The following is a 26,235-nucleotide window of genomic DNA, read 5'->3' on the forward strand; positions in this document are numbered from 1 at the left end:
CATCAGTCGGCCGACAGGCGGAATCAGTCGGCCGATAGCTCGGCGCGGACCGCCTCCGCGACGAGGCGGGCGCCCTGCGGCGACATGACCACCGTGTAGTGGTTGAGTTCGTCGATCCGGTCGTGCCGGATCGACGGATGCTGCACGAGCACGCCCTCGAGATAGTCGCGCGCGTACAGTCCCGGCGGCTCGTTCTGGAGCCCGCGCCCAACCGTGATCAGCCGCGTCGGATGCTGCAGGGCGGCGAGCGCAGACGGCAGCGCCGTGCCGGCGATCATGTCGGCGGTGTCGGCCGCGGCGGTCTCGTACCGGGTCGCGGGCCGCAGCATCCCGGCACCGTCGTCGACGAGGTCCGCCACGAAGTACTGCGCGAGTCCGGCGGGCCACGGCGGCGGGAACGCCGGATGCTGCCGCCAGAAGCCGAGGTAGTCCTCTACGCTCGCGAAGCGCATCGACAGACGAGCCGCCGTCGGCCCGAGGACGCCCGCCATCACGGCATCCGGGTCTCCCCCGAGGGGCACGTCGAGCGGGAGGCCGCCGTCGACGAGCAGCAGGCGCGCGACGCGGGCCGGATGGCGGTGGGCGAGGACGACAGCCACGAACGCCCCCATCGAGTGCCCCACGACGAGCGCTTGTTCGACGCCGAGGGCATCGAGGACGGCCACGAGGTCGTCGGCGTGCGCGGAGAACCCCGCACCTTCCCCGACGTTCCGGCTCTGCCCGCGCCCACGAAGATCCGGCGCGACGAGCCGCATGTCGGCGAGCTCGGGCAATACGAAGTCCCACGCCCGGTGCGACGCGGTGATTCCGTGGACGAGGAGCACGGCGCCCGTCGGCGCCCCCTCGGGATCGTGGACGGCGACGGCGAGTTCGCCGCCGGGTACCGGCACGCGCACCATCCGCTCGCTCATCGCGCCGACCATCCGCCGTCCATCGTGTACGACGCGCCGGTCACCATGCCCGCGTGTTCGGACGCGAGCCACCCGACGAGCGACGCCACCTCAGCGGGCTCGACGAGGCGCTTGATCGCCGACTCGGTGAGCATGACCTTCTGCACCACCTCGCTCTCGGGAATGCCATGCACCCGGGCCTGGGCGGCGATCTGCTTCTCGACGAGCGGCGTCCGGACGTAGCCGGGGTCGACGCAGTTGCTCGTCACGCCGTGCGGACCGCCCTCGAGTGCTGCGGTCTTCGACAGTCCCTCGAGCGCGTGCTTGGCCGACACGTACGCCGACTTGAACGGGCTGGCCCGCAGCCCGTGGACGCTGGAGATGTTGATGATCCGCCCCCATCCGCGCGCGTACATGCCGGGCAGAACCGCGCGGACGAGAAGGAAGGGCGCCTCGACCATGAGGCGGTGGATGAGCCGGAAGTCGTCGGGCACGAAATCCTCGATGGGGGCGACGCGTTGGATGCCGGCGTTGTTGATCAGGATGTCGGCGTCCCGGGTCAGGTCATCGAGCGCACGGGTGTCGGAGAGGTCGACGACCCATGCCTCGCCGTCGACGGTTGCGGCCGCGCGTGCCGCCGCATCCGCATCCCGGTCGGCGATGACGACGTGTGCACCGCGCGCCGCAAGCTCGTGCGCGCACGCGAGCCCGATGCCGCTGGCCCCGCCGGTGATGAGGGCTGTCCGTTCGGCGAGGTCTCTGGTGTGCACGTCGGCCAGCGTACGAGCAGTGGCCGCCCGCGACAACGCTCACATACATACCAAAGGTATATACTTCGGGTATGACACGAGCAGAGGATATCGAGAGGATCGTCATCGCCGCGCACGCGCTCACCCGCGTGGCCGCCATCACGAACCACAATGAGGCGCCGGCCGCGCAGTGGCGCGCGCTGAGCATCCTCCAGAAGGAGGGCCCGCAGCGCATCGGTGAACTGGCTCGCGCGAGTCGCACCACGCAGCCGGGCGTCACCCGCCTCGTCGGCATCCTCGACGAGGCCGGGCTCGTGCGGCGCGAACGCGACAGCGAGGACTCCCGCGTGACGATCGTGGCGATCACGGATGCGGGCGCCGCCGCCATGGACGAGTGGCGCACTCAGCTCGGCCAAGCGCTCGCGCCGCTGTTCGATGACCTCGACGACGAGGAATGGCAGGCCCTCGAGCGCGCCTCGCACATCCTGATGTCCCGCACGGCGATCTCGGCAGGAGCAGCACGATGAGCGGCCACTCCGGTTCTTCGACGATCTGGCGGCAGCCGGCGCAGGTTTGGGCGGTCGCGTTCGCCTCGGTGGTCGCGTTCATGGGAATCGGACTCGTCGACCCGATCCTCCCCGCGATCGCGGACTCGCTGCAGGCGACCCCGGTCGAAACCGAGATGCTCTTCACGAGTTACCTACTCGTCACGGGCCTTGCGATGCTCGTCACGAGCTGGATCTCGAGTCGCATCGGCGCGAAGGCGACGCTGCTGATCGGTCTCGCGCTGATCGTGGTGTTCGCACTGATGTGCGCGCTGAGCGGCAGCGTCGACGCCATCATCGGGTTCCGCGCCGGATGGGGACTCGGCAACGCGCTCTTCATCTCCACCGCGCTCGCGACCATCGTCGGCGCCGCGAGCGGCGGCAGCAGCGCCGCGATCGTGCTGTACGAGGCCGCCCTCGGTATCGGCATCGCGATCGGACCGCTCCTCGGCGGCCTGCTCGGCGAGGTCAGCTGGCGCGGCCCGTTCTTCGGTGTCGTCGCGCTCATGGCGATCGCCTTCGTCGCGGTGCTGGTGCTGCTGCGCGGCCCGCGCGAGGAACGCCGTCCGGTGGCGCTCTCCGCGCCGTTCCGAGCGCTTCGCCAGCCCGCGCTCGCGATCCTCGCGGTCACCGCGCTGTTCTACAACATCGGCTTCTTCACGCTGCTGGCGTTCTCGCCGTTCCCGCTCGGCTTCGGGGCGATGGGCATCGGGTTCACGTTCTTCGGATGGGGCGTGGCCCTCGCGATCACGAGCGTGTGGGTCGCCCCTCTGCTGCTGCGCTTCTTCCGTCGCACGACCGTGATGCTCGTCATCCTGCCGCTGCTCGCGGTCGACCTCGTGGCGGGCGGGCTCCTCGTGGCGACCCCCGCGGCCCTGGTCGCGTCGATCGTCGTCGGCGGACTGCTCCTCGGCGTCATGAACACCGTGCTCACCGAGGCGGTCATGGAGGCGACCGACCTGCCCCGCTCGGTCGCATCGTCGGCCTACTCGGCGGTGCGCTTCCTCGGCGGCGCCGTTGCTCCCCCGCTCGCCGCGCTCCTGTGGCACGCGTTCAACGCCACGGTGCCGTACTTCGTGGCGGCGGCCGCCGTGCTGATCGCGACCGCCACGATCGCCCTCGGTCGCGGTTCCCTCGGCCGCATCGACGTCCGGGAGGCGGATGCCGCCGAGGAGGCCGCCGCAGTCCTCGTCGGCGACGCGACCTGACACCCCGCTCCCGCCCCTCCCCGCCACCTCGCTCATGACCGCGAGACAGCATCCGGGCTTCGAGACAGCGGCTTACGACAGCTGTCTGAACCCCCGGATGCGGTCTCGCGGTCTTCGGGCGGGTCGGCGGGCGACGTTCTAGAGTGAACGCGAAGGGCACCCGGACGAGAGGACGCCATGGCTGAGTTCACCCGCGGTTTCGGAGCACGCCGCCGCACGCCCGATCCGTCCCTTCCGCCCGGCCAGTACCTCACCGACGACTTCCCGGTCCTGTCTGCGGGCCCGACCCCGCGCGTGCCGCTCGACCAGTGGTCGTTCCGCATCCGCACCGAGAAAGGCCCCGACACCACCTGGTCGTGGTCGCAGCTGATGGATCTGCCCATCGAAGACGTGCACACCGACATCCACTGCGTCACGCGGTGGTCGAAGCTCGGCACCTCGTGGCGCGGGGTCTCTCTCGACACCCTCCTGGCCGCGGTCGACACCGACTTCGGATACGCCATGGTGCACTCGTACGGCGGGTACACGACGAACCTCTCGCTCGACGACCTGCGCGGCGGCAAAGCCTGGGTCGCGTTCGAGTTCGACGGTCAGCCCCTCGACCCGGAGCACGGCGGCCCCGCGCGCCTGCTCGTGCCGCACCTGTACTTCTGGAAGAGCGCGAAGTGGGTCACCGGGCTCACGATGCAGAAGCACGACGACCCCGGATTCTGGGAGCAGAACGGGTATCACACGCACGGCGACCCGTGGCTCGAGGAGCGCTACTGGTGATCGTCGGCGGTTGGCTGCCCGGCCTGGTCGAAGCGGTCGTGCAGAGCACGTCGCACGCCCGCATCCTGCAGGTTCGCGTGCCGGATTGGCCGGGAAATCTGCCCGGCCAGCACCTCGACATCCGTTTGACGGCGGAGGACGGCTACCAGGCGGAGCGTTCGTACTCGATCGCCAGCTCCGGAGCGGGCACTCTCGTCGAGTTGGCCGTCGATCGTGTTCCTGACGGCGAGGTGTCGCCGTATCTCGTCGACGATGTTCTGCCCGGCGATGCCCTGGAAGTGAAGGGGCCCCTCGGTAACTACTTCGTGTGGGACCCGACCGACCCCTCCCCCGTCCAGCTCGTCGCGGGCGGCTCGGGCATCGTGCCGCTCCTCGCGATGGCCCGTGCGCGCGCACGGCGACCGGAGGCAGCACCGTTCCGGCTGCTCTACTCGGTGCGATCCGCGGACGACGCGATGTATCGCGACGAGCTCGAGCAGCTCCGGGCCGACGGGCTCGATCTCACCTGGGCCTACACGCGCACGGCGCCGGATGCGTGGGCCGGAACGCCCGGGCGGTTGTCAGCGTCCGTCCTCGCTGACGCCGTCTGGCCCGTCGATCGTCGCTCGCTCGCGTTCGTCTGCGGGCCGACCGGCTTCGTCGAAGCCTCGGCCGATCTTCTCGTGCAGCACGGCTATGACCCCGCGCGCGTGCGCACCGAACGATTCGGAGGGCTGTCATGACGACCATCCATCCCGTACCGGACGGCGCGGATACCGGCGTCAGTCAGCTCGACGGCAACGCGGTCGTGGGAGTCTTCGCGGACGTGTTCTCGGTGGACCCCTCGGTCCTCGTGTTGACGTGCGGGCATTGCGGTGTCGCGGGTCCGCTCGGCGGCACCGTCGTCGAAGACGATGGCCGCTGCGCGATCGTGCGCTGCCGCGCGTGCACCCGTACCCTCCTCACGCTCGTTCGCGCCCCCGACGGCGTTTCGGTGCGGATCGCCGCACTCGCCCAGCTCGACACGCCACATCCATCCGTCCTTTCGCCGGAGGTCTCTCGATGACGACGTCACTTGCTCTCGATCTGACCGGTCGCACCGCCCTCGTCACGGGGTCGACGCAGGGCATCGGAAACGCCATCGCCCGCCGCCTCGCCGAGTCGGGTGCGGATGTGGTCGTCAACGGGCGTGGCGAGAGCCGCGTCGCCGCCGCGGTCGACCAGATCGACGCAGATCTCGGACTCCGCGTGCGCGGGATCGCGGCCGACGTCACCACCGAGCAGGGCGCGGCGCAGCTCATGAACGAAGCGGGCCGAGTCGACGTCCTGGTGAACAACCTCGGCATTTTCGAAGCGATCCCCGCACTCGAGATCGACGACGACACCTGGCGCCGCGCTTTCGAGGTGAATGTGCTGTCGGCGGCGCGACTCACGCGCCTCGCTCTGCCCGCCATGACCGCGCAGAGCTGGGGTCGGGTGATCACGATCGCGAGCGACTCGGCGATCGTGACGCCGAAGGAGATGATCCATTACGGCGTCACCAAAACGGCGCTCCTCGCCCTCACTCGCGGCTACGCGAAGGAGGCGGCCGGCACCGGGGTCACCGTCAACACCGTGATCGCGGGCCCCACGCACACGCCCGGCGTGGAGGACTTCGTGTACTCCCTCGTTGACCCCGATCTTCCGTGGGACGACGCACAGCGCGAGTTCATGCGCACGCAACGCCCCCAGTCGCTCATCGGGCGTCTGCTCGAGCCGATCGAGATCGCGAACATGGTGGCCTACCTCGCGTCGCCGTTGTCATCCGGCACCACGGGCGGTGCCCTGCGCGCCGACGGCGGCTACGTCGACGCCATCCTGCCCTGACCACCAAGACGACGGAGGGCGGATGCGGGCGCTCGCGCCGCATCCGCCCTCCGTCGCTTCAGAGGCCCTAGCGGGCAGCGACCACCGCGTCGTCCGCAGGGGTCGTAGCCGCGTGCGCCGGGTGGGCGCGTTCGAGCGCGGCACCCTCGACGTCGACGTTGGGAAGGATGCGGTCGAGCCAGCGCGGCAGCCACCACGCGGAGCGGCCGAGCAGGTGCATGAGCGCGGGAACGAGCACCATCCGCACGATGAAGGCGTCGAAGAGCACGCCGATCGCGAGGCCGAACCCGAGCGGACGCACCATGCCGAGGTGGCTGAAGACGAATCCGCCGAACACCGAGATCATGATGATCGCCGCCGCGGTGACGACCGCGCGACCGTTGCGCACTCCGGCGACGACCGCCTCACGGGCCGGCAATCCGTGCACGTACGCCTCGCGCATGCCCGAGACGAGGAAGAGCTGGTAGTCCATCGCGAGACCGAAGAGCACGCCCATGATGATGATCGGCCCGAAGCTCAGCACGGGTCCGGGGTCGTGCACGCCGAAGATCCCGGACAGCCAGCCCCACTGGTAGATCGCCGTCACGGCGCCGAGCGCGGCGAAGAGCGAGAGAACGTACCCCGCCGTCGCGATCAGCGGCACGAGGATCGAGCGGAACACGACGAGCATGATGATCAGCGACAGCCCGACGACGACGAGAAGGTAGAACGGCAGGGCGTTCGCGAGCTTCTCGGAGACGTCGATGTTGCCGGATGCCTGGCCGGCGACGCCGAGAGCGATGTCGCCGGAGAGCGCGTCGCTGCCGACGGCCGATCCGTCGAGGGGCGACAGACCGCGGAGGTCGCGCACCAGGGTCTCCGTCGTCTCGCTCGTGGGGCCATCGGCGGGCACGACCTGGAAGGCGAAGAACGTGCCGTCATCCGATACCGCGGCCGGGGCGACAGCCACGACGCCGTCCTGGTTCATCAGCTCGGTGACGATGTCGGCCTGCACCGCGACCTGATCGTCTTCCGCGACCGCAGAGGGCGTCGTCGCGACGACCAGCAGCGGTCCGTTCTGGCCGGCCCCGAACTCCTCGGTGACGGCCGTGAACGCGCGGTACTGCGTCGTGTCGGTCGCCTCCGATGAGCCGTCGGGAAGACCCAGACGCATCGACAGCGCGGGGATGGCGATGACGAGCAGGGCGATGATCGCGAGCGCGGCCGCACCCAGCGCGCGGGGCGTGCGCATGGCACGCGGCGGGCGCGGCGCGTGATCGGCGTGGCCGATCTGCGAGCGCACGCCGCGGCGCAGAACCCGGTTCTTCATGAGTCCGAGAAGAGCCGGCGTCACGGTGATCGACACGAGCACGGCGACGGCCACGCACGCGGCGCCGACGACACCCATCACGCCGAGGAACGGGATGCCGGTCACGAGCAGCGCGACGAGCGCGACGATGACGGTCGTGCCGGCAAAGACGACCGCGTTACCCGCGGTGCCGTTCGCGAGCCCGATGGACTCCTGCACATCGAGGCCGGTCAGCAGCTGCTTCCGGTGCCGGTTCAGAATGAACAACGAATAGTCGATGCCGACGGCGAGGCCGAGCATGATGCCGAGGATCGGTGTGACGGAGGCCATGTCGACGACGCCCGAGAAGGCGAGCGAGCCTGCGACACCGACGCCCACGCCGATGATCGAGCTGATCAGCGGTGTGACGGCCGGCAGGAGCGCGCGCATCATGATGAGCAGCACCAGCGCGGCGATGACGACGCCGATGATCTCGCCCGGACCGATCAGTCCGTCGGTCGAGGAGGCGATGGTCGAGGAGTAGTCGACGCTGACGCCGGGAATGTTCGCGGCGTCGAGTGCGGCGGCAACCTCGCTCTTCGTCTCCTGGGAGAGCGTGAACATGTCTTCGTCGAACGAGACCGTCGCGATCGCGGTCGATCCGTCTTCGGAGACGGTGCGGATGGCGGATGCAGCGTCGAGCAACGTCTGCCCGTCCTCCAGCTGCGGCGCCTGCGCGGCGAGCGTGGCCGCGCTCTCCTCGAGCTGCGCGCGTCCGGCGTCGAGCTGGGCCTGCTGCGCGGCGAACTGGGGTGCAGCGCTCTCGGCGAGCCCCGCGGCCTGCGCCTGGGTGATCGCGGCATCGAGCTGCTGCTGACCGGCGTCGAGCTGGGCACGTGCGTCGTCGAGCTGCGCCCGCCCGTCCTGCAGCTGCTGCTCGCCGGCCGCGAGCGTGTCGGCCTGCTCGGTGCGCTGCGCCTCGGTCGCGAACGGGTCGAGCGTCGCGGAGACGTCGTCGATCGTCGCGACGTCCTCGAGGAGCGCGGCGATGTCGGACTTCTGCGCATCCGTGAACGCGCCATCCTCCGCCTGGAAGACGACCGATGCGCTGGCGCCGGTCAGATCCGGCAGCTCGTCGCGCATGCTGTCGGTCACCCGCTCCGTTTCGGTGCCCGGGATGCTGAAGCTGGAGGCGAGCGAACCGCCGAAGGCGACGAATGCGCCGCCGGCGAGGCCGAGGACGAGCACCCACCCGACGAGAACGAACCACGCCCGGCGCGCAGAGAAGCGCCCTAGGCGGTAGAGAAGCTGTGCCACGACATGCCTTTCACGAGAATGAGCGGGCACGTCGTCGGGCCGCGCTCAGGATATCCGACAGATGTCGCTGATCCGACAGATGTCGGAGAACTCTCAGTGAACGCGCCACCCTGCGCGGTGGGTCACAGGCCGGGCTGAGCGACCAGTCGTCCGCTCCCGACGGCCGCCTCGAAGGCGGCGAAGTCGGCGTCGTTCTGGTCCGCGTAGTCCTTCGCGAAGGCGGCGATAGCACGATCGAACGTGTCGGATCTCCCGAGATAGGCGGCGATGGCTACGCGGTCTCCCGAGCGGCAGTGCGCGCGGGCCAGGGCTTCGCCGCACAGCTGCGCATAGAGGCGCGCGCCGGGTACTGCCATCCGGTCCACGTTCACCGATCCCTTCCAGTCGTGCAGCTGCCGCACGTAGAAGTCGCGGTTCTGCCCGTCGAGCCCCGTGACGCGCTGCCATCCGAGGAAGATGTCGCCGGCAGCCTGCATGAGCCGCTGACCGCGAACGACGCGCTCGCCGTGACTGTCGTACACGCTGTCACCGAGGAACCGTTCGAGCACGGAGGCCTCGGCCTCTTTCGCCTGCAGCAGCAGGGGATCGTTCTGATCTCGCCCCTGGAGCAACACGATCCACGCGCGGGTTCCGACGCTGCCGACACCCACGACCTTCCGGGCCATGTGCAGGTACGTGAACTCGTCGAGCGGGTGGCGCGGGCTCGTCAGGGTGGCCTGGTAGGAGCGCAGCAGGTCGCGCATGATCGACTCCTGCCGGTCGACCGTCGCGCGGTCGGCGAGGTCTTCGATCGGCACGAGGAGGGGAGGATCGGCACGGAACTTCAGCTCCGAGCCGTCGAACTCGACCAGCTTCGTGAAACCGCGCATGCTGTCGCGAGTACGCGCTTTGGCGATGAGGTTCTCGACCTGCGTCACCTCTTTCGACCGCGCACGCTTGGCTCGCTTCTCGCCGCGCAGCCAGCGCAGCATCTCTTCGACGTCGAGCTGGTCGTACCAGGCGTCGAGCACGGTGCCCGAAGCGGCGACCCGGATGTGCTCGCGGTACGCGCGCGCCGCCGTGAGAGCGATCGCGTGGCGGTCGGCATCCGAGAATCCGCGGTGTCGGCCGGCGACCTCGAAGCTCGCCACGAGCCGCTTGAGGTCCCACTCGAACGGACCCGGATGCGTTTCGTCGAAGTCGTTGATGTCGAACACCATGTTGCGTTCCGCGGTGCCGAAGACCCCGAAGTTCGTCAGGTGCGCGTCGCCGCAGAGCTGCACGGTCAGCCAGGAGTGCGGCTGGGAGGCGAGGTCCGACGCCATGATCAGCGCGGCGCCGCGGTAGAACGTGAACGGGGAGACCTGCATCCGTCCGTACCGGATCGGCACGAGCTCGGGCACGCGAGTCGACGCCTGTTCCTCCAGCAGCGCGATCGGGTCCGTCGCCCCCGGCGGCCGGCGCCAGGAGCCGTGCCCCGACCGCGGCAGGCGGCGGCGTGCGGCCGCGCCTCGTGCGCGACGTTCGTCGAATGACGTCATCGTTCTCCCCCGTCTCCGGCCCGCTCGCCCCAGCGGAATCTCACGGTGCGTCACGGATGCAGCGGCGCGCGGATGCCGGCACCTGCGAGCATCCTCCCACCTCGGCGGGACGCGCGCGGTGCGTGGTCAGCATCGCCTGTCGCCCCGATGAGGGCAGAATCATCACCATGGACCCTCGAGCATCCCGCACCCGCGCGAGTCTGGAGAGCGCGCTCCTGACCCTGGCTCGGGAACGTGCGCTCGACGATATCTCGGTCGCCGACATCGTCGAGCGTGCAGGCGTGAACCGCAGCAGCTTCTATCAGCACTACGCCGACAAAGAGATCCTGCTCGCCGACGCCCTCGAGTCAGAAGTCGACCAACTCTCCGAGACGCTGCGCGTGCGCCCGCCGACGGACGGCGCGACGATTCCGCACGAGCTCTTCCTCTATCTCGCGCACATCGCGGAGAACGCGGCGGTCTACCGGTTGGTGCTCGGCGAACACGGCTCACCGCTCGTGGCCGCGCGTCTGCGTGGGCAGATCGAGCAGATCGTGCTCGATACGGTGCCGCTCGCGAAGCCCGATGCGTTCCCCGGCCTTCCCCTCGACATCGTCGCGTCCGGCATCGCCGGCAGCGCGTTCGGCGTGCTGATCGCCTGGCTGGCACGCGATCCGCTGCCCGGCACCGATACCGCGGCGGAGTGGCTGTGGCGCGTGCTGATCGGACCCGGCGAAGGATGGGGCGCAACGGGTGCCACCGCAGAGCAGAAATGAAAAAGCCCCGACGACTGGCGAGAGTCGACGAGGCTAATCCGTGCACCCCCTCGGACTTGAACCGAGAACCCACTGATTAAGAGTCAGTTGCTCTGCCGATTGAGCTAGAGGTGCGTGATTTCGGAGCGGATAGTGAACTTCCGAACCGAGGGTCAACGTTAGCATCCCCGACGCCGCCTGCGCCAATCGAGGTCGCCGTCGCCCGCTATTCTTTCCTCATGAGCCTCGACTCCCCCGCCGATTCCGCTGTGAACGCGCGGGGAGCATTCGCCGCAGATCTCGACCTCGCGTTGCGGATGGCGGATGCGGCCGACCGCACGTCGATGGCACGCTTCGACGCCGCGGATCTCGACATCCGCACCAAGGCCGACTCGACCCATGTGACCGAAGCCGACCTCGCGACCGAGCGCGCGATCCGCGGCATCCTCGCCACTGAGCGCCCGGACGACGCGATCTTCGGCGAGGAGTTCGGACTGCAGGGAGAGAGCACCCGGCAGTGGATCATCGACCCGATCGACGGCACTGCGAACTACCTGAAGGGCGTTCCCATCTGGGCGACGCTCATCGCGCTCGTCGTGGACGGGGTTCCGCGGGTGGGCGTCGTCAGTCAGCCCTCCATCGCGCGGCGATGGTGGGCCGCCGAGGGCGACGGCGCGTGGACCGTGGTCGACGGCACGCCGAAACGCCTGCAGACCTCGAGCGTCGACACGATCGCCGCCTCCAGCGTCAGCTTCCAGAGCATCGCGCAGTGGGATGAAGTCGGCCGCGTCGACGACGTCGTCCGCCTGTCACGCGCCGTGTGGCGCGACCGCGGGTACGGCGACGCGTGGCCGTACATGCTGCTCGCCGAAGGACGCCTGGAGATGGTCGCCGAGTTCGGTGTCAAGGAGTACGACATCGCGGCGCTGCATCCGATCATCACCGAAGCCGGCGGCCGAATGACGGCGTTCAGCGGTTCGGACTCGCTGTCCGAGCTCTCGGTGCTCGCCACCAACCGCATCCTGCACGACCCCTTCCTCGACTTCTTCGAGCAGAGCCCCGCAACGGAGCCCACCCCATGACCCGTCGTCTTCACCTCGCACCGCTCGCCGCCCTCGTCGCGGCATCCGGTCTTCTGCTGGCCGGCTGCGTGGGCGGCGACACCGCGGCTCCTGCCGTCACCACGGCGGCACCCGTGCAGACCACGGCCCCTGCCCCGGTCGCGAGCGCCACCACCACACCGACCGCGGCAGCGACCGCGGTCACCTGTGAGAACCTCATCCCGACGTCGATCCAAGACGAGTTCGCCTCGCACAACTGGACGTACAAGCAGGATGTGTTCCGCGTGGGCGAGCGCACGATCAGTGACGGCATCTCGTGCGTATGGGGCGATTACTCCGTCGCATCCGACCACGTACAGATCTTCGCGTGGGCGCCCATTTCGGGATCGGATGCCGACGCCGCCCAGACCGAACTGCTCGCGGCAGGCTGGCTGCGGGTCGACGACCCGAACGGCACCTACCTGACCGAAGATCCGCAGACGGCGGTCTCGACGGATGAAGACGGGTACGGCCTGACCTACGAGTTCGGCGACGGGTGGGTGACGATGGCCGACACCAAGCAGAGCCTCGTCCTCATCGATCCCCCGGCCTGAGCCGGGAGCGCGCGGGCCCTCGGGTACTCGGGTCAGTCCCGAGGATCGCTTGGGCGCACCGCGGCGTCTTCGGCGATGTCGATGCGCTTCACGCCGTCGTGCTCGCTGACGACGATCCGCGGCTTGGCGTCTTCTTCGGTGGCATTCGGTGCGGCGGTCAACTGGTCGTGGCGCTTCTCGTCATCCGTCATGTCGTTCGTGGTGTCCATTCCCCCACGCTACGGCGGGGAGGCGACCCGCGGTCGGGCCTTGACGACGGAGTGCGACCCGTCCGCGTCGCGCGGCTCGTCCCGACACCGTCATGACTCATCGATCCGAGAGAACGACCGTTTCCGTCGGCCATTCGCCACAGCGGATCACATGCTCCGCCGCGTCGATCGCAGAATCGATCGGCAGCGTGTCCGCATCCGGATAGCTATCCTCCTGACCGTTCTGCAGCCGGAATCCGCTGCTGACCGCGGGGCTCGCCGTCGGACTGACCGCATGTTCCCCGGGATCATCTGCGTCGGCCAAGAGCATCACGAGTGCCCGCGAGGTGTTCGTGAGAAACCCGAGCACGAGGCCGTCGTCTCGCTCGAACCAGAACTCGCAGCGGCCGGCGGGAATCGCTTTCGCGAAGAACGCGCCGACCTGATCGGCGCTGATGCTCGCGCGGTCGGGTTCGACGAACCAAGAGTGGGGCGACACGCTGCCGACTCTAGCGGCACGATCCCCGGAGGCCGGCGCTGCACGGATGGACCACGCAGCGCACCTGGAAGGTCAGCGAGTCCGCGCAGCACCTCATTCACTGCCCGTTCACGCCGCGCTGGTGTGCTGGAAGGATGCGGGAATCGACGCGAGAGGTGTGGGCCGCCTTCGGAAAGCTGGGGCTCACGTCTTTCGGCGGCCCCATCGCCCACCTCGGATTCTTCCGGACCGAGTTCGTCGAGCGACGTCGTTGGCTGAGCGACGCTGACTACAGCGAGCTCGTAGCGCTCTGCCAGTTCCTGCCCGGCCCGGCATCGAGCCAAGTGGGATTCGCGCTCGGCTACTCGCGCGCGGGCCTGCGGGGGGCGCTCGCGGCGTTCATCGCGTTCACGCTGCCCTCGGCGGTGTTGATGGTCGCCGTCGCCTCCGGGTCGTCGCTGATCGGCGGCCCGGTCGGCGAGGGCGCTATCGCGGGACTGAAGGTGGCCGCGGTCGCGATCGTCGCACAGGCCGTGTGGAGCATGACCCGTACTCTGACCCCCGACAAGGCACGAGCGGGAATCGCCGTGGGGGCGGCTCTTCTCGTCCTTCTCCTCGGCAGCACGATCGGCCAGATTCCCGCGATCATCCTGGGCGCGGCGGCCGGAATCGTGCTCTGCCGACGAACCACCCAGGAGGTGCCCGCGACCGGCGCACGCCTCGGGATCTCGCGGCGCGCGGGCGCCGTGTGTCTGGGCGCATTCGTCGGTCTGTTGATCGCGCTCCCGCTGCTCGCGTCATGGACGGGCTCCGGCGCGATCGGACTGCTCGACGGATTCTTCCGCGCGGGCTCGCTCGTCTTCGGCGGAGGCCACGTCTTCCTGCCCCTCCTCGAATCCGAGGTCGTGCAGACCGGCTGGGTCAGCGCGGATCAGTTCCTCGCCGGGTACGGCGTCGCGCAGATCGTTCCCGGCCCACTGTTCACCTTCTCCGCGTACCTCGGCGTTCTCGCCGACGTCGGCCCGGGCGGCATCGCGGGAGCGCTTCTCGCTCTCGCGGGGGCGTTCCTTCCCGGCTTCCTCGTGCTGCTCGGCGTGCTGCCGTTCTGGGACCGACTGCGCACGCGGTCATGGGCTCCCCCGCTTCTCCGCGGCGCCAACGCGGCCGTGGTCGGAATCCTCGCGGCCGCCCTCTACGACCCGCTCTTCGTCACTTCGATCACCGGAGCCGCGCCCCTCGCGCTCGCTCTCGTCGGGTTCGTGCTGCTCACGCGGTGGAGTGCCGCACCGTGGATCGTCGGGCTGCTCAGCGCGATCGCCGGGATGCTCGGCGCGGTCATCAGCGGCTGACCAACGGTTGCTGACCGCGGGTCATCGGCCGGGCGTCACTGGCCGTCGTTCTTTCCTGATTTGTCTTTGTCGGGCTTGTCGTTGCCGGGTGCGGTGCCCCCGTTGCCCGGGGCGTTGCCGCTGTTGCCGGGCGCATCATCGGAGTCGTCGGACTCTTCGCTGGGAGTGACCACGGGCGCCGGCGTGTCGACTGCGTCGTCGGGATCCGTCGTCTCTTCGGGATCGGTCGTCTGCACGGGGGTCACGTCCGGGTCGGTGGTTCCGGCATCGTCCGACGTCAGGGCGGCCAGGTCGGCGCGGAGTACCGCGATCGCGGCACGGATGCGGTCTGCCTCCGCAGCGTCGATCTCGCCGGCCGCGAGGGCGCGGCTCACCTCGGCGTCCAGGGCATCGAGCGTCGAGGCGGCCGCGGCGGTGTCGCCCGCCGCGATCTGGTCCGCGGTGTCGACGACGAACGTCTGCATGGGCGTCGTCGACGCGCCGGGCTGGCAGCCGGTCAAGACGGCCGTCCCGGCCGCGATCAGAAGGAGCGCGGTGTAACGCCGGTGAGCCCTCACGGCGACACCTCGTTCCAGAGTTCGTCGATGTGCGTGTTGATCGGGTCGGGCAGGGTCGGGAAGGACGGCGCCGGAGCGGGAGCCGGGTTGGCCGAGGCGACCCAGGCGATTGCGATCCCCGAGGCGAGCAGCGCAACGACGATCGTGAGGAGAACCGCGGTCCGGCGCGCGCGCCGAGGCGCACCCGTGCCCGGGACGTCGCCGGAGCGACGGCGCGACGGACTGTCGCGTTCGGCGGGTTGCGCCGCCGGGGTGACCGCGGTCGGAAGGTCGGGGCGCGTCGGCAGCTCCGGCGCCACGGGCCCCGGTGTCGCGGAGAGCAGAGCGGTCGACGCGGTTCCGGGCGCGGCCGGCAAGACGAGCGTCGCCTGCGGTTCGCTCGCGTCGTCGGGCCGGGCGGCGATCCGGCGCGCTTCGGCCGCGACCTCGTCCGCGGACGGGCGGCTGTCGGGGGCGATCGTCGTCATCGCGGTCAGCAACTGGCGCCACGCCGGCCCGATGCCGTCGGGAATGGGCGGAGGCTGGGTGAGGCGCGCTACGAGGGATTCGACCGGCGCGCTCCCCGGGTAGGGCGCGCGACCGCTGAGCGTCTCGATCAGCACGAGTCCGAGCGAGTAGATGTCGGCGGATGTGGCGGGTGCCGCTCCCCGCACCTGTTCGGGGCTGAGGTAGGCCGCGGTTCCCACGACCGTCCCGGTCGCCGTCACACGTGTGGCGTCGACGAGCGAGGCGATACCGAAGTCGGCCAGGGTCGCGGTCGGGGTCTGGCCGTCCACGTGCGACGGGCGCATGAGCACGTTCGACGGCTTGAGGTCGCGGTGCACGATGTCGCGCGCGTGCACGACACTGAGCGCGCCGGCGAGGTCGCTGGCGACGCGCGCCGCATCCGTCGACGAGAGTGCTCCGTGCGTCTCTAGGTGGGTGCGCAACGTCGGGCCGTCGATGTATTCCATGACGAGGTACGGCGGGTCGGCGTCGAGTTCCGCGTCGAAGAGCGTCACGAGCGATGAGTGCGTGAGCGAGGCCAGCAGCAGCGTCTCGGTACGCATCCGTCCGCGGTCGCGCGGTTCGATGCTCGTCGAGAACTGCTTGATCGCGACCGTCCGGCCGAGGATCAGGTCGTGCGCGCGGAACACGCGCGCGAAACCCCCTTGGCCGACCACCTCGCCGAGGTGATAGCGGCCCGCAAGGGCGCCGTCACGCGGATCCAGGGGCGCTGTTGCGGTGTCCTCCCCCACATCGATCCTCTCCTGCTCATCGAGCGTCCTGACCGGCACCCGGTCGCGTCGTCGTCGACGCGCGCGTGTGCGGCGTCCCTTCGAGACTTTCTCACATCGGCCGCGGGGTGCGGGGCGCCCTTGACACGCACGACCGCCGTGCCGCGCGGTTCGGCCGCCGCACGGCGCCGCGTAGGCTAGAGGGTTATGGCTGCCGGCGCAACGATCCACACGTTTACGGTCAACCTCGCCGATGTCGACCGCGGCGTCTACGAAGAACTCTCGCTGCGGGTCGCCCGGCATCCGTCCGAGACCGCCGCGTTCATGCTGACCCGCGTGCTCGCGTACTGCCTCGAGTTCGAAGAGGGCATCGCGTTCAGCGAGGGCATCTCGACGACCGACGAGCCCGCCGTGCTGGTGCGCGATCTGACCGGCGCGATTCTCTCGTGGATCGAGATCGGAGCACCGGATGCGGCACGCCTGCACTTCGGCAGCGCGCAGGCCGAGCGCACCGCTGTTTACACGCACCGCGATCCCGCGAAGGTGTCGGCGCCGTGGGCGGGCAAACGCATCCACCGCGCCGACGAGATCACGCTCTACAGCTTCGATCCCGGGTTCGTGGAGGATGCGGCGCGTGTGCTCGAGCGACGCAACACGATGACGGTGTCGATCACCGAGCGTCACCTCTACCTCGATCTGAACGGCACCAGCGTCGAGTCCGACGTGCACGCGCAGCCCGTGGCCTGAGCGGGAGCGCGCGGGGGTTGCGGCGGTAAGGGGACTGCGAAGAGATCACCGCCCGCAGCTCTCGCTCGTAGACTTGCGGAGATGTCTCTCACCGCGGATCACCGACCTCGCCAGCGAGGCTACGGGGTGCGGATGGCGATAGAACTCGTGACGGCTGCGCTTCTGCTCCTGGCGCTCAGCGCCGCCGCTCCCCTCGGGCACCACGATGTCGACCGCGCACCGACCGCTGCGACGGTCGCCGTGGCGGGTCAGCACGTCGTCGCCGCGGGTGAGCACGTTGTCGCCGTAGGCGAGCACGTGATCGTCTCATCGAGTGACTCATCGGCGCTGTGGAGCGCGGGCTGCCTCATCATCGCCGCGTGCTGCAGCATCCTGCTCCTCGCTCTGACTTTCGCGGGGAGAAGGACCGCTCACCGCGCGCTCGTCGCGACGTCGCCGCGCGGTGCGCCGCGTCCGTATCGGCCGTCGTTCCCGGTCCTTCCCGCGCTGACTCTGACTCAGCTGTCGATCAGCCGTACCTGAGCGCCCGGACCCCGCTCGCGGGGCGGTCCGGTGTCCTCGGTGCGAGGACGTTCAGGTGCGGTAGCGATCGAAAGTCGAGGAATGTTGTGCGGAATTATGTGAAGCCGTTGTGGGTGACGGGTGCGGTCGTGGTGGTGCTGGTTCTGGTCGCGGCGATCTGGATGGCGGTGAACCGCCCGGCGCCGGCGGAAAGCGGGGCGGGCCCGGCGAGTGTCGTGCGCGAGGACTCCCGCGTGCTCGATCGCGGCGGCGAAGGAGCGGTGACGGTGGTCGAGTTCCTCGACTTCGAGTGCGAGGCCTGCGGCGCCGCGTACCCGTACGTCGAGCAGTTGCGCGCGGACTACGTCGGAAGGATCACCTACGTCGTCAGGTACTTTCCGCTGCCCGGTCACGTGAACTCGACGAACGCGGCACTCGCGGCGGAGGCGGCGGGTCAGCAGGGCGCGTTCGAGGAGATGTACCACGCCCTGTTCCAGTCCCAGGCGGACTGGGGCGAGGCAGGAGAGTCGCGGGCGGATGTGTTCCGCACGTTCGCCGAAGACCTCGGGTTGGACATGACCGAGTACGACCGCGCCGTGGCCGATCCCGACACGCTCGCTCGCGTCCAGGCGGACTTCGCCGACGGTCGCGCCCTGGGAGTGTCGGGCACGCCCACCTTCTTCGTCAACGGCAGGCAACTGACCGAGTTGACGCAGTGGTCGGATGTGACCGACGCGATCGACGCGGAGCTCGCGCCGTGAGGCGCCGCGCCCGCTCGTGAGGGGTCGAGTCCGCTCATGAGTGTGCCGCGGCCCAATCATCGCTGAGGCGACGAAACAGGGCCTCGGATTCGCGTGATTGCGAGTCCGAGGCCCTCTTCTGTGACAGTGACTGAGTGGAGATGGGGGGAATCGAACCCCCGTCCATCGCTGCAATACGGCGTTTTCTCCGGGCGCAGTCTGTGCAGACGTTCTGCTCGGCTCCGACCTTTGTCACAGACACCTAAGTCGACGAGCCCAGCCTGGGAAGAGTCCCGAACGACGTCCAGACGCCATCGTTCAGCAAGATCCCTAAATGACGCCAGGGTCCGTGGCGGGATCACACACGGTCTGACGGACTATCGGGCTCGCTTACGCAGCGAGGGCGAAGTCAGTGCGCTTGGTTTCGGCACTTATGGTTTTGCAGGGAGCGTTTACGAGATAACCCTGCATCCTCGGCCCGCTTCTCGCAGATTCACAAGCAATGTCGAAACCGATCATCCCCGTGATCCTTCTTCCGAAGGGGCCACTGTCACGCTGTGGAATTGTCACCTCGGCCACCGAAGCACCCGAGCGTTCTACCGTACAACGGATGCGGGTCCCCCGCCATTCCCGCCGTCGCGGTCCGATGGGCGCGCGCCGGCCTCGACGTTTCACCGTCCGCCCGCGGCGAGGTGATCTGCCCGAGCGAGGACGGATGCGGCTGATTCGGTCCTCGCTTCGGCAGATCTCCTCGCTCCGGGCCGGTCGGAACCGCCGGGTCCACCGTCCCCGCATCCGCCCCGGCAGCCGTCCGGGCCCTCGTCTCGAGAGCCGGGGCCAACCCCGTCCGCCCGCGGCGAGGTGATCTGCCCGAGCGAGGACGGATGCGGCCGATTCGGTCCTCGCTCCGGCAGATCTCCTCGCTCCGGGCCGGGCCCCACCGCATCCGCGATCAACCGGCCACCCCGCATCCGCCCGGCGATACGATCGATGCGATGATCCCCTCGCCCCGCACCCCGTCCGCACAGACCACCCTCGACGTTCTCGAGACGGCGTGGCTCACACCGGGACTCGTCCGGGTGACGCTCGGCGGCGAGCAGTTCTCCGCCTTCCCGGACCGGCCGGAGACCGACAAGTACGCGAAGCTCTACTTCCCGCCCGAGGGCAGCACGCTGAAACCGCCCTACGACCTCGCCGCTCTCCGCGAGCAGGTGCCGTTCGACCAGCTCCCCACCGTTCGCACATACACGATCCGCCAGGTCGACCACGACCGACGGACGATCGACATCGACTTCGTCGTGCACGGCGACACGGGGGTCGCGGGGCCCTGGGCCGCATCCGCCCAGCCCGGCGACCGGTTGACGATGTCGTCGCCCGGCGGCGGATACTCCCCCGACCTCGACGCCGATGAGCGCGTGCTGATCGGCGACGAATCCGCCATCCCCGCGATCGCCTCGGCGCTCGAGTCGCTGCCGTCCGGTGTCAGCGCGATCGCGCTCATCGAGACGCGCTCGACAGCTCATCGAGTCACGCTCGCCGGCAACGTGACCTGGGTCGACGAGCAGCACGATGCACCGGGCGCGAATCTCGTCACCGTGGTCGAGGCCCTCCCCTGGCCCGCCGGACGCGTGCAGGTCTTCGCGCACGGCGAACGCGGCGCCATGAAGGCCCTCCGCCCCCTCTTCACCGCTCGCGGCGTCGCGCGCACCGAGCTCTCGTTGTCCGCGTACTGGGCCGCCGGACGCACCGAAGACGCCTTCCAGGCCGAGAAGCGGCTGCCCGTGGGTCAGATCTTCCCGGCCTGAGGTCACGGGTCGATCCGCAGCGCGATCGGCAGCGCCGCGTAGAGTCGCGGCATGAGCGACGTCACCATCACGGTCCGCGGCGAACACGAGGAACGACTCGCGGCGGAGGTCGGCATCGTCCGCGCCACGATCCGCGTGGAAGGTTCCGACCGGCCCCGAGTCATCGAGGAGCTCGCCGAGATCGCCCACCCCGTCCGTGCCGACCTCGACGCACGCCGTGAGAGCGGCGCACTCCTTCGGTGGACCAGTTCTCGCGCGAACGTCTGGACGGAACGGCCCTGGGCGCCCGACGGCGCGAAGCTCGACCCGGTGCATCACGCGTCGGTCGAGATCACCGCGAACTTCGCTGACCCGGCGGCTCTTTCCGCCTGGGTCGACGAGGTATCCATCCTCGACGGCACGCAGATCGACGCCGTCACATGGGAGCTCAGCGAACTGACCGCGGGCGCGGCTCGCGACCGGGTGGCCGCATCCGCCGTGCTCGACGCCGTGAATCGCGCGGCCGCGTACGCGTCCGCGCTCGCGCTCAGCTCCGTGACGCCCGTCGCTATCGCCGACGTGGGCCTGCTCGGCGGAGACGGCACGACCCCCTCCTCGAAGCTGATGCGTTCGATGGCGGCGGATGCGGGCGGCGTCGATCTGCGCCCCGAAGACGTCGTCGTGAGCGCGGCGGTCGACGCTCGCTTCATCGCGCACTGAGCGATTGACTCCTCCTCCACAGGCTTCGATCAGGGCCGACTTATCCACAACTTTTCATGCTTTGACCTGGAGATAACCCGTCGAGTGAATGTCTGACCCCCTCGTCACAATGGAGGAATGACCGCGACGGTTCCCACGCTCCCCCTCCCGCTCACCGCGGTGAGCGGGTTGCTGAGCGAGTCGGTGGCGCCCCTCATCGATCCACGGGCACTCGCCGCGATGAGCGACGATGCCCTCTTGTCGCTCGTCCAGGATGCGGAATGTCTGGGGCGAGCGGTCGACGGCCTCCGCGTCCTCGCCGCGGGAGAAGTCGTCGAGCGCTCGCGGGCCACGCTCGGACCCGAGCGGCTTTCCGCGAAACGCGGCTGCCGCACCCCGGCCGAAGTGCTGGAGCGCGCGGCGCTCGTCTCGGGCCAGACCGCTCGCGCCCGCATCCAACTCGCGACCCGCGTCCAGTCAACCTTCACCCTGACCGGCGAGCTCCTCCCGGGCGCCTTTCCTTCCGTGCGTGAGTCGCTCGCATCCGGAGCGTTGTCGACGGATGCGGCCGCCGCAATCGTCAGTTACCTGGCACCGGTGCTCGAGCGCGGGCACGCGGTCGACGCGATGGCGGGCACCGACCCGGTTCGGACGGCCGAGTGCGAGCTCGTCGCGGCGGCGCTCGCGGGTGAGACCGCCGACGACGTGCGTCTGATGGCGCAGACCTGGGCACTGTTCCTCGATCAGGACGGCGCCCTGCCCGACGAGCGAGGCAACCGCGAGCGCGCTCTGTCGCTCGGTCGCGAGCGCAACGGCACGGTGCCGGTGCGCGGCGCTCTGCTCCCCGAGGTTGCGGCGCAGTTGCAGCGTCTGCTCGACGCGTTCCTCAACCCGAAGGTCGGCGACGGGCCGCGGTTCGTCACCGGTGAGACGGATGCGTCCGGTGGCACGCGGGCGGGTGACGCCGACGCCTCTCCGCACGAGTCCGGTATCTTCCGCGACGATCCCGAACGACGCACTCCCGCACAGAAGCGCCATGATGCGCTGGCTGGCGTGCTGACGAACGCGGCTGCGCACGACAGCATGCCGCGTCTCGGTGGAGCCGCGCCCACGCTCATCGTCGCGGCCACTCCCGATCAGCTGGCCGCCCCGCGCGGCCTCGCCTTCTTGCAGGGCGGCGCACAGACTGGCGCGCCGGTGTCTGCATCCGTCGCCCGACACATCGGTTGCCTGGGGGCCGTGCAGCGGCTCGTGCTGTCACCCGACGGCCGAATCATCGAGCTGGGCAACGTCCTCCGGGTCTTCTCCGCAGCGCAACGCCGGGCGATCACGGTACGCGACGGCGAGTGCGTCATTCCCGGATGCCACGTTCCCGGCGCATGGTGCGAGATCCATCACGTGCACGAGCACTCACGGGGCGGACCCACTCACACCGACAACGGCGTGCTGCTGTGCTGGCACCATCACCGCACGATCGAGACCGGCGGGTGGGAGATCGAGATGCGTCGCGGCGTGCCGTGGGTGCGACCACCCGGATGGATAGACGCCCACCGGGCATGGCGACCCGGAGGGCGGTCGGCGATCCGGGAGTGGGCCAGACTCAGAGCCAGCGGCGGTGCGCCACCGTGATCGGCGTTACCACTCAGAGCCAACGGCGGAGGTCACCCTGATCGGCGCTGCCGCTCGGCCCGATCCTCTACTCGCCGAGTCGGTTCTTCGTGCGCATGGCACGTTCGGCCTCGCGCTTGTCCTGCCGCTCACGCAGGGTCTGACGCTTATCGAACTCGCGCTTGCCCTTCGCGACCGCGATCTCGACCTTCGCGCGGCCGTCGAGGAAGTACAGCTTCAGCGGAACGAGGGTGTAGCCGCCGGCCGATACCGCGTGGGAGATCTTGATGATCTCTTCTTTGTGCAGCAGCAGCTTGCGGGTGCGCTTCGCCGAGTGGTTCGTCCAATGCCCCTGTGAGTACTCCGGGATGTTGACCGCGTCGAGGAACGCCTGCCCACCGTCGATGTAGGCGTAGCCATCGCTCAGGTTCGCCCGGCCCTGACGGAGTGACTTCACCTCGGTGCCGGTCAGGACGAGCCCGGCCTCATAGGTCTTGTCGATCTCGTACTCGTGCCGTGCGCGGCGGTTGGTCGCGATGACCTTCTCTCCGCGTTCCCTGGGCATGACCTTCTCCTCATCAGCGCCGAGCGATCGCACGGCAGCCCATCAGTCTAGCAAGGGGCGGATGCCGCAGCGCACCCCGGCGCGGATGCACCCGGCGATGCCGCATCACGCCCCGCGGGCGCGTGTCCGAGAACCGGCCGCGTGAAGGGGCTACGCGCGCAACCAACGCCTGATCGCGAAACCTGCCGACAGCGCCGCGAGCACCACACCGATCACGATGAGCACCGGGATCACCACCGCGAGATCCCCGTAGTCCACCCATGTCGTCACGAAGGTGATGCGCTCACGCAGATAGCCGTTGACGCCGAACTCGACCGTCGCCCACACGCCGACGCTCGCGAGCGCCGATCCGATGAGGGCGGCGAACACGCCCTCGAGGATGAACGGTGTCTGGATGAATCTGTTCGAGGCGCCGACCAATCGCATGATGCCGAGCTCTTTTCGACGCGCGAATGCCGACAGTCGGATGGTGGTCGCGATGAGCAGCACGGCGGCGATCAGCATCAGGCCGGCGATCCCGACCGCGATGTAGGTGGCCACGGTCAGCGCCGAGAACAGCGGTTCGAGGTACTGCAGCTGGTCCTTCACCTCCTCGACACCGCTCGTCCCGCCGAAGGCCTCGGCGATCACATCGGACTTCGACTGGTCGTTGAGATTGATGGAGAACGTCGCGTTGATCTGGTCGGGCGTGATGATGCTCTCGTACTCGGCGCCGAGCTGATCGATCGCCTTCTCGTACGCCTGTTCGCTCGTCTCGAACGTGTACTCACGGATGAGCGGCGACAACGTCGGGCCGGTCAGCTGAGCGGTCACGGCGTCGATCTGATCCTGCGTGGCAACGCCGCCGTCGCACGTGGTCGCGGTCGACACACTCGCGCACATGTAGACGGCGACCTGGGCGCGGTCCGCCCAGAAATCCTTCATCTTGCCGATCTGCATCTGCATGAGGATCGCGGCGCCGACGAACGTCAGCGACACAAACGTCACCAGCACGACCGAGATGACCATCGAGGCGTTGCGGCGGAGCCCGCTGAGGGCCTCCCCCGTGATCAGTCCGAACCTCATCGGGTGGGCCCCACTTCGTCTTCCGATCCGCCGAGACCGAGTCGGTCCGCGAGCCCGAGCTCGTTCACCTCGACCTCCGGAATGTCGGCCACGGGCACGGGGCGCGTGATGGGCTTCTGAGCGTCGGGCAGCTTCTCGGCGAGGGATGCCGCGGCATCCGCATCCGCCTGCTGCTGAGCCTGCGCGACGGGCTCGACGATCGCCGCCTGCTCGGTCGCCGCGACCGCGGCATCGAGCGTGATCGGCTCGACCTGACCGGTCTCGGCGATCTCGCGGTGCACCTCGAGCACGGCGGTGAGGGCCGCGACCGCCGCCGCACCCCGCTCGACCTGCGGCGCGAGGCGCGGGATGCCGGACGTATCGCCGTAGCCGCCGTGGCGCTCGTCGCGCACCATCTCGCCGTTCTTCAGCTCGATCACGCGTCGCTGCATCTGGTCGACGAATCCGGCCTCGTGGGTCGCCATCAGCACGGTCGTGCCGCCCGCGTTGATGCGGGCGAGCAACTGCATGATGTCGACGGATGTCGCGGGGTCGAGGTTTCCGGTCGGCTCGTCGGCGAGCAGCACCTGGGGACGGTTCACCAGTGCGCGCGCGATCGCGACGCGCTGCTGTTCTCCGCCGGAGAGTTCGTGCGGCAGCCGCTTCTCTTTGCCGTCGAGGCCGACGAGCGCGAGCGCCTCGGGGACGGCCTGCTGGATGAACCCGCGCGAGGAGCCGATGACCTGCAGCGTGAACGCGACGTTCTGGAAGACGTTCTTCGTCGGCAGCAACCGGAAGTCCTGGAACACCGAACCGACGTGGCGACGGAAGTAGGGAACCTTGCGGTTCGGGACGCTGCGGAGGTCCCGTCCGAGCACGACGACACGCCCTTCGCTCGGGACGTCCTCGCGCAGGATGAGTCGCAGGCACGAGGATTTCCCCGACCCGGACGCCCCGACGAGGAAGACGAACTCTCCGCGTTGCACCTCGAAGTCGACGCTCTGCAGAGCAGGTCGAGAGGTGCCGCGATACCGCTTGGTGACGTTTTCGAACCGGATCATGGCTGTGTCAGCCTAAGCGCGGCTCTTCCGGATGCCGTCCGCGACACCCGGGGCCTCCGCATCCGAAAACCGTATGAATCAGTCTTCTTTGCGCTTGCGCCAGCGGATGCCTGCGGCGATGAAGCCGTCGAGGTCGCCGTCGAGAACGACCGCGGGGTTGCCGACTTCGTGTCCGGTGCGCAGGTCTTTCACGAGCTGCTGGCCGTAGAGGAAGTAGGAGCGCATCTGGTCGCCCCAGCTCGCGGTGATGGTGCCCGCAAGCTCCTTCTTCTTCGCCGCTTCCTCTTCGCGCTGCAGCAGCATGAGGCGCGTCTGGAGCACGCGCATCGCGGCCGCTCGGTTCTGGATCTGCGACTTCTCGTTCTGCATCGACACGACGATCCCGGTCGGAAGGTGCGTGATGCGCACCGCCGAGTCGGTCGTGTTGACGGACTGGCCGCCGGGACCCGAGGAACGGAAGACGTCGACGCGGATGTCGCCCTCGGGGACATCCACCTCCTGTGCTTCTTCCATGACCGGGATGACCTCGACCGCCGCGAAGCTCGTCTGGCGCTTGTCGGCGCCGCCGAAGGGGCTGATGCGGGCGAGGCGGTGCGTACCGGCCTCGACCGACAGCGTGCCGTAGGCGTACGGGGCATCGATCTCGAACGTCGCCGACTTGATGCCGGCGCCTTCGGCGAACGACGTGTCCATCACTTTGACGGGGTACTTGTGGCGCTCGGCCCACCGCAGGTACATGCGCATGAGCATCTCCGCGAAGTCGGTGGCGTCATCGCCGCCGGCTCCGGAGCGGATCGTCACGACGGCGGAACGCGCGTCGTACTCTCCGTCGAGCAGGGTCTGCACTTCGAGCTGACCGATGACGTTCTGCAGATCGGCGACCTCTTTACGGGCCTCTTCCGCAGAATCCTCGTCGTCCATCTCGACCGCGAGCTCGATCAACACGTCGAGATCGTCCAGTCGGCGCTCGATCTCTACGATGCGCTTGAGCTCCGTCTGACGGTGGCTGAGCGCGCTCGTGACCTTCTGCGCCTTATCGACGTCGTCCCAGAGGTCGGGGGCGCCGGCCTCCTCGGAGAGACGAGCGATCTCGTTCTGCAACGCCTCGACATCGACCACGGCCTGGATATCGGCGAAGGTCGAACGCAGGGCTTGGATTTCGGGGGCGAGATCGAGTTCGAGCATGACACTCCAGAC

General features: G+C 69.1%; 29 protein-coding genes, 1 tRNA gene and 1 other RNA gene. 16 read left to right on the top strand and 15 right to left on the bottom strand.

The window, feature by feature from the left end; all coding sequences use genetic code 11:
- Positions 1-23 precede the first annotated feature (23 nt).
- Positions 24-911, bottom strand: a complete 888-nt coding sequence (locus LQ938_RS09275) for an alpha/beta hydrolase (protein WP_223720885.1) — start codon at positions 909-911, stop codon at positions 24-26.
- Positions 908-1,660, bottom strand: coding sequence for a 3-hydroxybutyrate dehydrogenase (locus LQ938_RS09280; protein ID WP_223720884.1), 753 nt, complete (start codon positions 1,658-1,660; stop codon positions 908-910). The genes LQ938_RS09275 and LQ938_RS09280 overlap by 4 nt, the downstream gene beginning before the upstream one ends.
- A gap of 71 nt (positions 1,661-1,731) precedes the next feature.
- Here LQ938_RS09280 and LQ938_RS09285 point away from each other — a divergent pair, with 71 nt between their 5' ends.
- The 6 genes from LQ938_RS09285 (at position 1,732) to LQ938_RS09310 (ending at position 6,008) form a co-directional block, all read left to right on the top strand.
- Positions 1,732-2,166, top strand: coding sequence for a MarR family winged helix-turn-helix transcriptional regulator (locus LQ938_RS09285; protein WP_223720883.1), 435 nt, complete (start codon positions 1,732-1,734; stop codon positions 2,164-2,166).
- A complete protein-coding gene (locus LQ938_RS09290) occupies positions 2,163-3,392 on the top strand; it encodes an MFS transporter (RefSeq protein WP_223720882.1) in 1,230 nt (409 codons plus the stop codon). Before LQ938_RS09285 ends, LQ938_RS09290 begins: the two co-directional genes overlap by 4 nt.
- A gap of 177 nt (positions 3,393-3,569) precedes the next feature.
- Entirely contained in the window at positions 3,570-4,163 is a 594-nt protein-coding gene (locus tag LQ938_RS09295) for a sulfite oxidase-like oxidoreductase (RefSeq protein WP_223720881.1), read from the top strand.
- Entirely contained in the window at positions 4,160-4,885 is a 726-nt protein-coding gene (locus LQ938_RS09300; protein ID WP_223720880.1) for a ferredoxin reductase, read from the top strand. The genes LQ938_RS09295 and LQ938_RS09300 overlap by 4 nt, the downstream gene beginning before the upstream one ends.
- On the top strand, positions 4,882-5,208 hold the full coding sequence (locus LQ938_RS09305) for a DUF6510 family protein (RefSeq protein WP_223720879.1): 327 nt from the start codon (positions 4,882-4,884) through the stop codon (positions 5,206-5,208). The genes LQ938_RS09300 and LQ938_RS09305 overlap by 4 nt, the downstream gene beginning before the upstream one ends.
- Positions 5,205-6,008, top strand: coding sequence for an SDR family NAD(P)-dependent oxidoreductase (locus LQ938_RS09310; protein ID WP_223720878.1), 804 nt, complete (start codon positions 5,205-5,207; stop codon positions 6,006-6,008). The genes LQ938_RS09305 and LQ938_RS09310 overlap by 4 nt, the downstream gene beginning before the upstream one ends.
- 67 nt (positions 6,009-6,075) lie before the next feature.
- Here LQ938_RS09310 and LQ938_RS09315 read toward each other — a convergent pair whose 3' ends face one another.
- The 3 genes from LQ938_RS09315 to LQ938_RS15465 form a co-directional block, all read right to left on the bottom strand.
- Positions 6,076-8,592 (bottom strand): MMPL family transporter, encoded by a 2,517-nt coding sequence (locus LQ938_RS09315; protein WP_223720865.1) that lies wholly within the window; start codon positions 8,590-8,592, stop codon positions 6,076-6,078.
- Between the two features lie 122 nt (positions 8,593-8,714).
- The gene (locus LQ938_RS09320) at positions 8,715-10,112 is read right to left on the bottom strand and encodes a DUF2252 domain-containing protein (RefSeq protein ID WP_223720864.1); all 1,398 of its coding nucleotides are present in this window, start codon (positions 10,110-10,112) and stop codon (positions 8,715-8,717) included.
- Positions 10,113-10,152: 40 nt separating this feature from the next.
- Positions 10,153-10,275: a hypothetical protein gene (locus LQ938_RS15465; RefSeq protein WP_263317281.1), complete on the bottom strand. Its 123-nt coding sequence runs from the start codon at positions 10,273-10,275 to the stop codon at positions 10,153-10,155.
- 4 nt (positions 10,276-10,279) lie between these two features.
- On the opposite strand from LQ938_RS15465, the gene LQ938_RS09325 reads away from it, so the two are divergent.
- Positions 10,280-10,867 (top strand): TetR/AcrR family transcriptional regulator, encoded by a 588-nt coding sequence (locus LQ938_RS09325; protein WP_223720863.1) that lies wholly within the window; start codon positions 10,280-10,282, stop codon positions 10,865-10,867.
- A gap of 41 nt (positions 10,868-10,908) precedes the next feature.
- On the opposite strand, the gene LQ938_RS09330 is transcribed toward LQ938_RS09325, so the two are convergent.
- A tRNA-Lys gene (locus LQ938_RS09330) sits at positions 10,909-10,981 on the bottom strand.
- 104 nt (positions 10,982-11,085) lie between these two features.
- Here LQ938_RS09330 and LQ938_RS09335 point away from each other — a divergent pair.
- On the top strand, positions 11,086-11,928 hold the full coding sequence (locus LQ938_RS09335; RefSeq protein ID WP_223720862.1) for an inositol monophosphatase family protein: 843 nt from the start codon (positions 11,086-11,088) through the stop codon (positions 11,926-11,928).
- Positions 11,925-12,500 carry a hypothetical protein gene (locus LQ938_RS09340; RefSeq protein ID WP_223720861.1) on the top strand — a complete coding sequence of 192 codons (576 nt, stop codon included), beginning with the start codon at positions 11,925-11,927 and terminating at the stop codon, positions 12,498-12,500. The genes LQ938_RS09335 and LQ938_RS09340 overlap by 4 nt, the downstream gene beginning before the upstream one ends.
- 32 nt (positions 12,501-12,532) lie before the next feature.
- Here the strand turns inward: LQ938_RS09340 and LQ938_RS09345 are convergent, their stop codons facing one another.
- Both LQ938_RS09345 and LQ938_RS09350 read right to left on the bottom strand, forming a co-directional pair.
- Positions 12,533-12,709, bottom strand: coding sequence for a multidrug transporter (locus LQ938_RS09345; protein ID WP_223720860.1), 177 nt, complete (start codon positions 12,707-12,709; stop codon positions 12,533-12,535).
- A 97-nt stretch (positions 12,710-12,806) separates the two neighbouring features.
- Positions 12,807-13,187: a hypothetical protein gene (locus LQ938_RS09350; RefSeq protein ID WP_223720859.1), complete on the bottom strand. Its 381-nt coding sequence runs from the start codon at positions 13,185-13,187 to the stop codon at positions 12,807-12,809.
- A gap of 134 nt (positions 13,188-13,321) precedes the next feature.
- On the opposite strand from LQ938_RS09350, the gene chrA reads away from it, so the two are divergent.
- The gene (gene chrA, locus LQ938_RS09355) at positions 13,322-14,515 is read left to right on the top strand and encodes a chromate efflux transporter (RefSeq protein ID WP_223720858.1); all 1,194 of its coding nucleotides are present in this window, start codon (positions 13,322-13,324) and stop codon (positions 14,513-14,515) included.
- 35 nt (positions 14,516-14,550) lie between these two features.
- Here the strand turns inward: chrA and LQ938_RS09360 are convergent, their stop codons facing one another.
- Positions 14,551-15,072: a hypothetical protein gene (locus tag LQ938_RS09360; RefSeq protein ID WP_223720857.1), complete on the bottom strand. Its 522-nt coding sequence runs from the start codon at positions 15,070-15,072 to the stop codon at positions 14,551-14,553.
- Complete coding sequence (locus LQ938_RS09365) at positions 15,069-16,310, bottom strand: serine/threonine-protein kinase (protein WP_223720856.1); 1,242 nt, start codon at positions 16,308-16,310, stop codon at positions 15,069-15,071. The genes LQ938_RS09360 and LQ938_RS09365 overlap by 4 nt, the downstream gene beginning before the upstream one ends.
- A 186-nt stretch (positions 16,311-16,496) precedes the next feature.
- Between LQ938_RS09365 and LQ938_RS09370 the strand changes: the two genes are divergently transcribed.
- The 3 genes from LQ938_RS09370 (at position 16,497) to LQ938_RS09380 (ending at position 18,298) form a co-directional block, all read left to right on the top strand.
- Positions 16,497-17,036 carry a YaeQ family protein gene (locus LQ938_RS09370; protein ID WP_223720855.1) on the top strand — a complete coding sequence of 180 codons (540 nt, stop codon included), beginning with the start codon at positions 16,497-16,499 and terminating at the stop codon, positions 17,034-17,036.
- Positions 17,037-17,117: 81 nt separating this feature from the next.
- A complete protein-coding gene (locus LQ938_RS09375; protein WP_223720854.1) occupies positions 17,118-17,558 on the top strand; it encodes a hypothetical protein in 441 nt (146 codons plus the stop codon).
- A gap of 86 nt (positions 17,559-17,644) precedes the next feature.
- Positions 17,645-18,298 (top strand): DsbA family protein, encoded by a 654-nt coding sequence (locus tag LQ938_RS09380; RefSeq protein WP_223720853.1) that lies wholly within the window; start codon positions 17,645-17,647, stop codon positions 18,296-18,298.
- Positions 18,299-18,430: 132 nt separating this feature from the next.
- On the opposite strand, the gene ssrA is transcribed toward LQ938_RS09380, so the two are convergent.
- Positions 18,431-18,800, bottom strand: a transfer-messenger RNA (tmRNA) gene (ssrA, locus tag LQ938_RS09385).
- Positions 18,801-19,272: 472 nt separating this feature from the next.
- On the opposite strand from ssrA, the gene LQ938_RS09390 reads away from it, so the two are divergent.
- From LQ938_RS09390 to LQ938_RS09400, 3 genes are all read left to right on the top strand, one after another.
- On the top strand, positions 19,273-20,082 hold the full coding sequence (locus LQ938_RS09390; protein ID WP_223720852.1) for a siderophore-interacting protein: 810 nt from the start codon (positions 19,273-19,275) through the stop codon (positions 20,080-20,082).
- 51 nt (positions 20,083-20,133) lie between these two features.
- Positions 20,134-20,781 (top strand): SIMPL domain-containing protein, encoded by a 648-nt coding sequence (locus tag LQ938_RS09395; RefSeq protein ID WP_223720851.1) that lies wholly within the window; start codon positions 20,134-20,136, stop codon positions 20,779-20,781.
- Between the two features lie 117 nt (positions 20,782-20,898).
- Positions 20,899-22,389: an HNH endonuclease signature motif containing protein gene (locus LQ938_RS09400; protein ID WP_223720850.1), complete on the top strand. Its 1,491-nt coding sequence runs from the start codon at positions 20,899-20,901 to the stop codon at positions 22,387-22,389.
- A gap of 67 nt (positions 22,390-22,456) precedes the next feature.
- Here LQ938_RS09400 and smpB read toward each other — a convergent pair whose 3' ends face one another.
- The 4 genes from smpB to prfB form a co-directional block, all read right to left on the bottom strand.
- Complete coding sequence (gene smpB / locus LQ938_RS09405) at positions 22,457-22,933, bottom strand: SsrA-binding protein SmpB (protein WP_223720849.1); 477 nt, start codon at positions 22,931-22,933, stop codon at positions 22,457-22,459.
- Between the two features lie 150 nt (positions 22,934-23,083).
- Positions 23,084-23,998 carry a permease-like cell division protein FtsX gene (gene ftsX / locus LQ938_RS09410; RefSeq protein WP_223720848.1) on the bottom strand — a complete coding sequence of 305 codons (915 nt, stop codon included), beginning with the start codon at positions 23,996-23,998 and terminating at the stop codon, positions 23,084-23,086.
- Positions 23,995-25,038, bottom strand: a complete 1,044-nt coding sequence (gene ftsE / locus LQ938_RS09415) for a cell division ATP-binding protein FtsE (RefSeq protein ID WP_223720847.1) — start codon at positions 25,036-25,038, stop codon at positions 23,995-23,997. Before ftsE ends, ftsX begins: the two co-directional genes overlap by 4 nt.
- Before the next feature lie 78 nt (positions 25,039-25,116).
- Positions 25,117-26,223 carry a peptide chain release factor 2 gene (gene prfB, locus LQ938_RS09420; protein ID WP_223720846.1) on the bottom strand — a complete coding sequence of 369 codons (1,107 nt, stop codon included), beginning with the start codon at positions 26,221-26,223 and terminating at the stop codon, positions 25,117-25,119.
- Between the last annotated feature and the right edge of the window lie 12 nt (positions 26,224-26,235).

The organism is Microbacterium sp. cx-55 (genome assembly GCF_021117345.1).
In the GTDB taxonomy this organism is placed as follows: Bacteria; Actinomycetota; Actinomycetes; order Actinomycetales; family Microbacteriaceae; genus Microbacterium.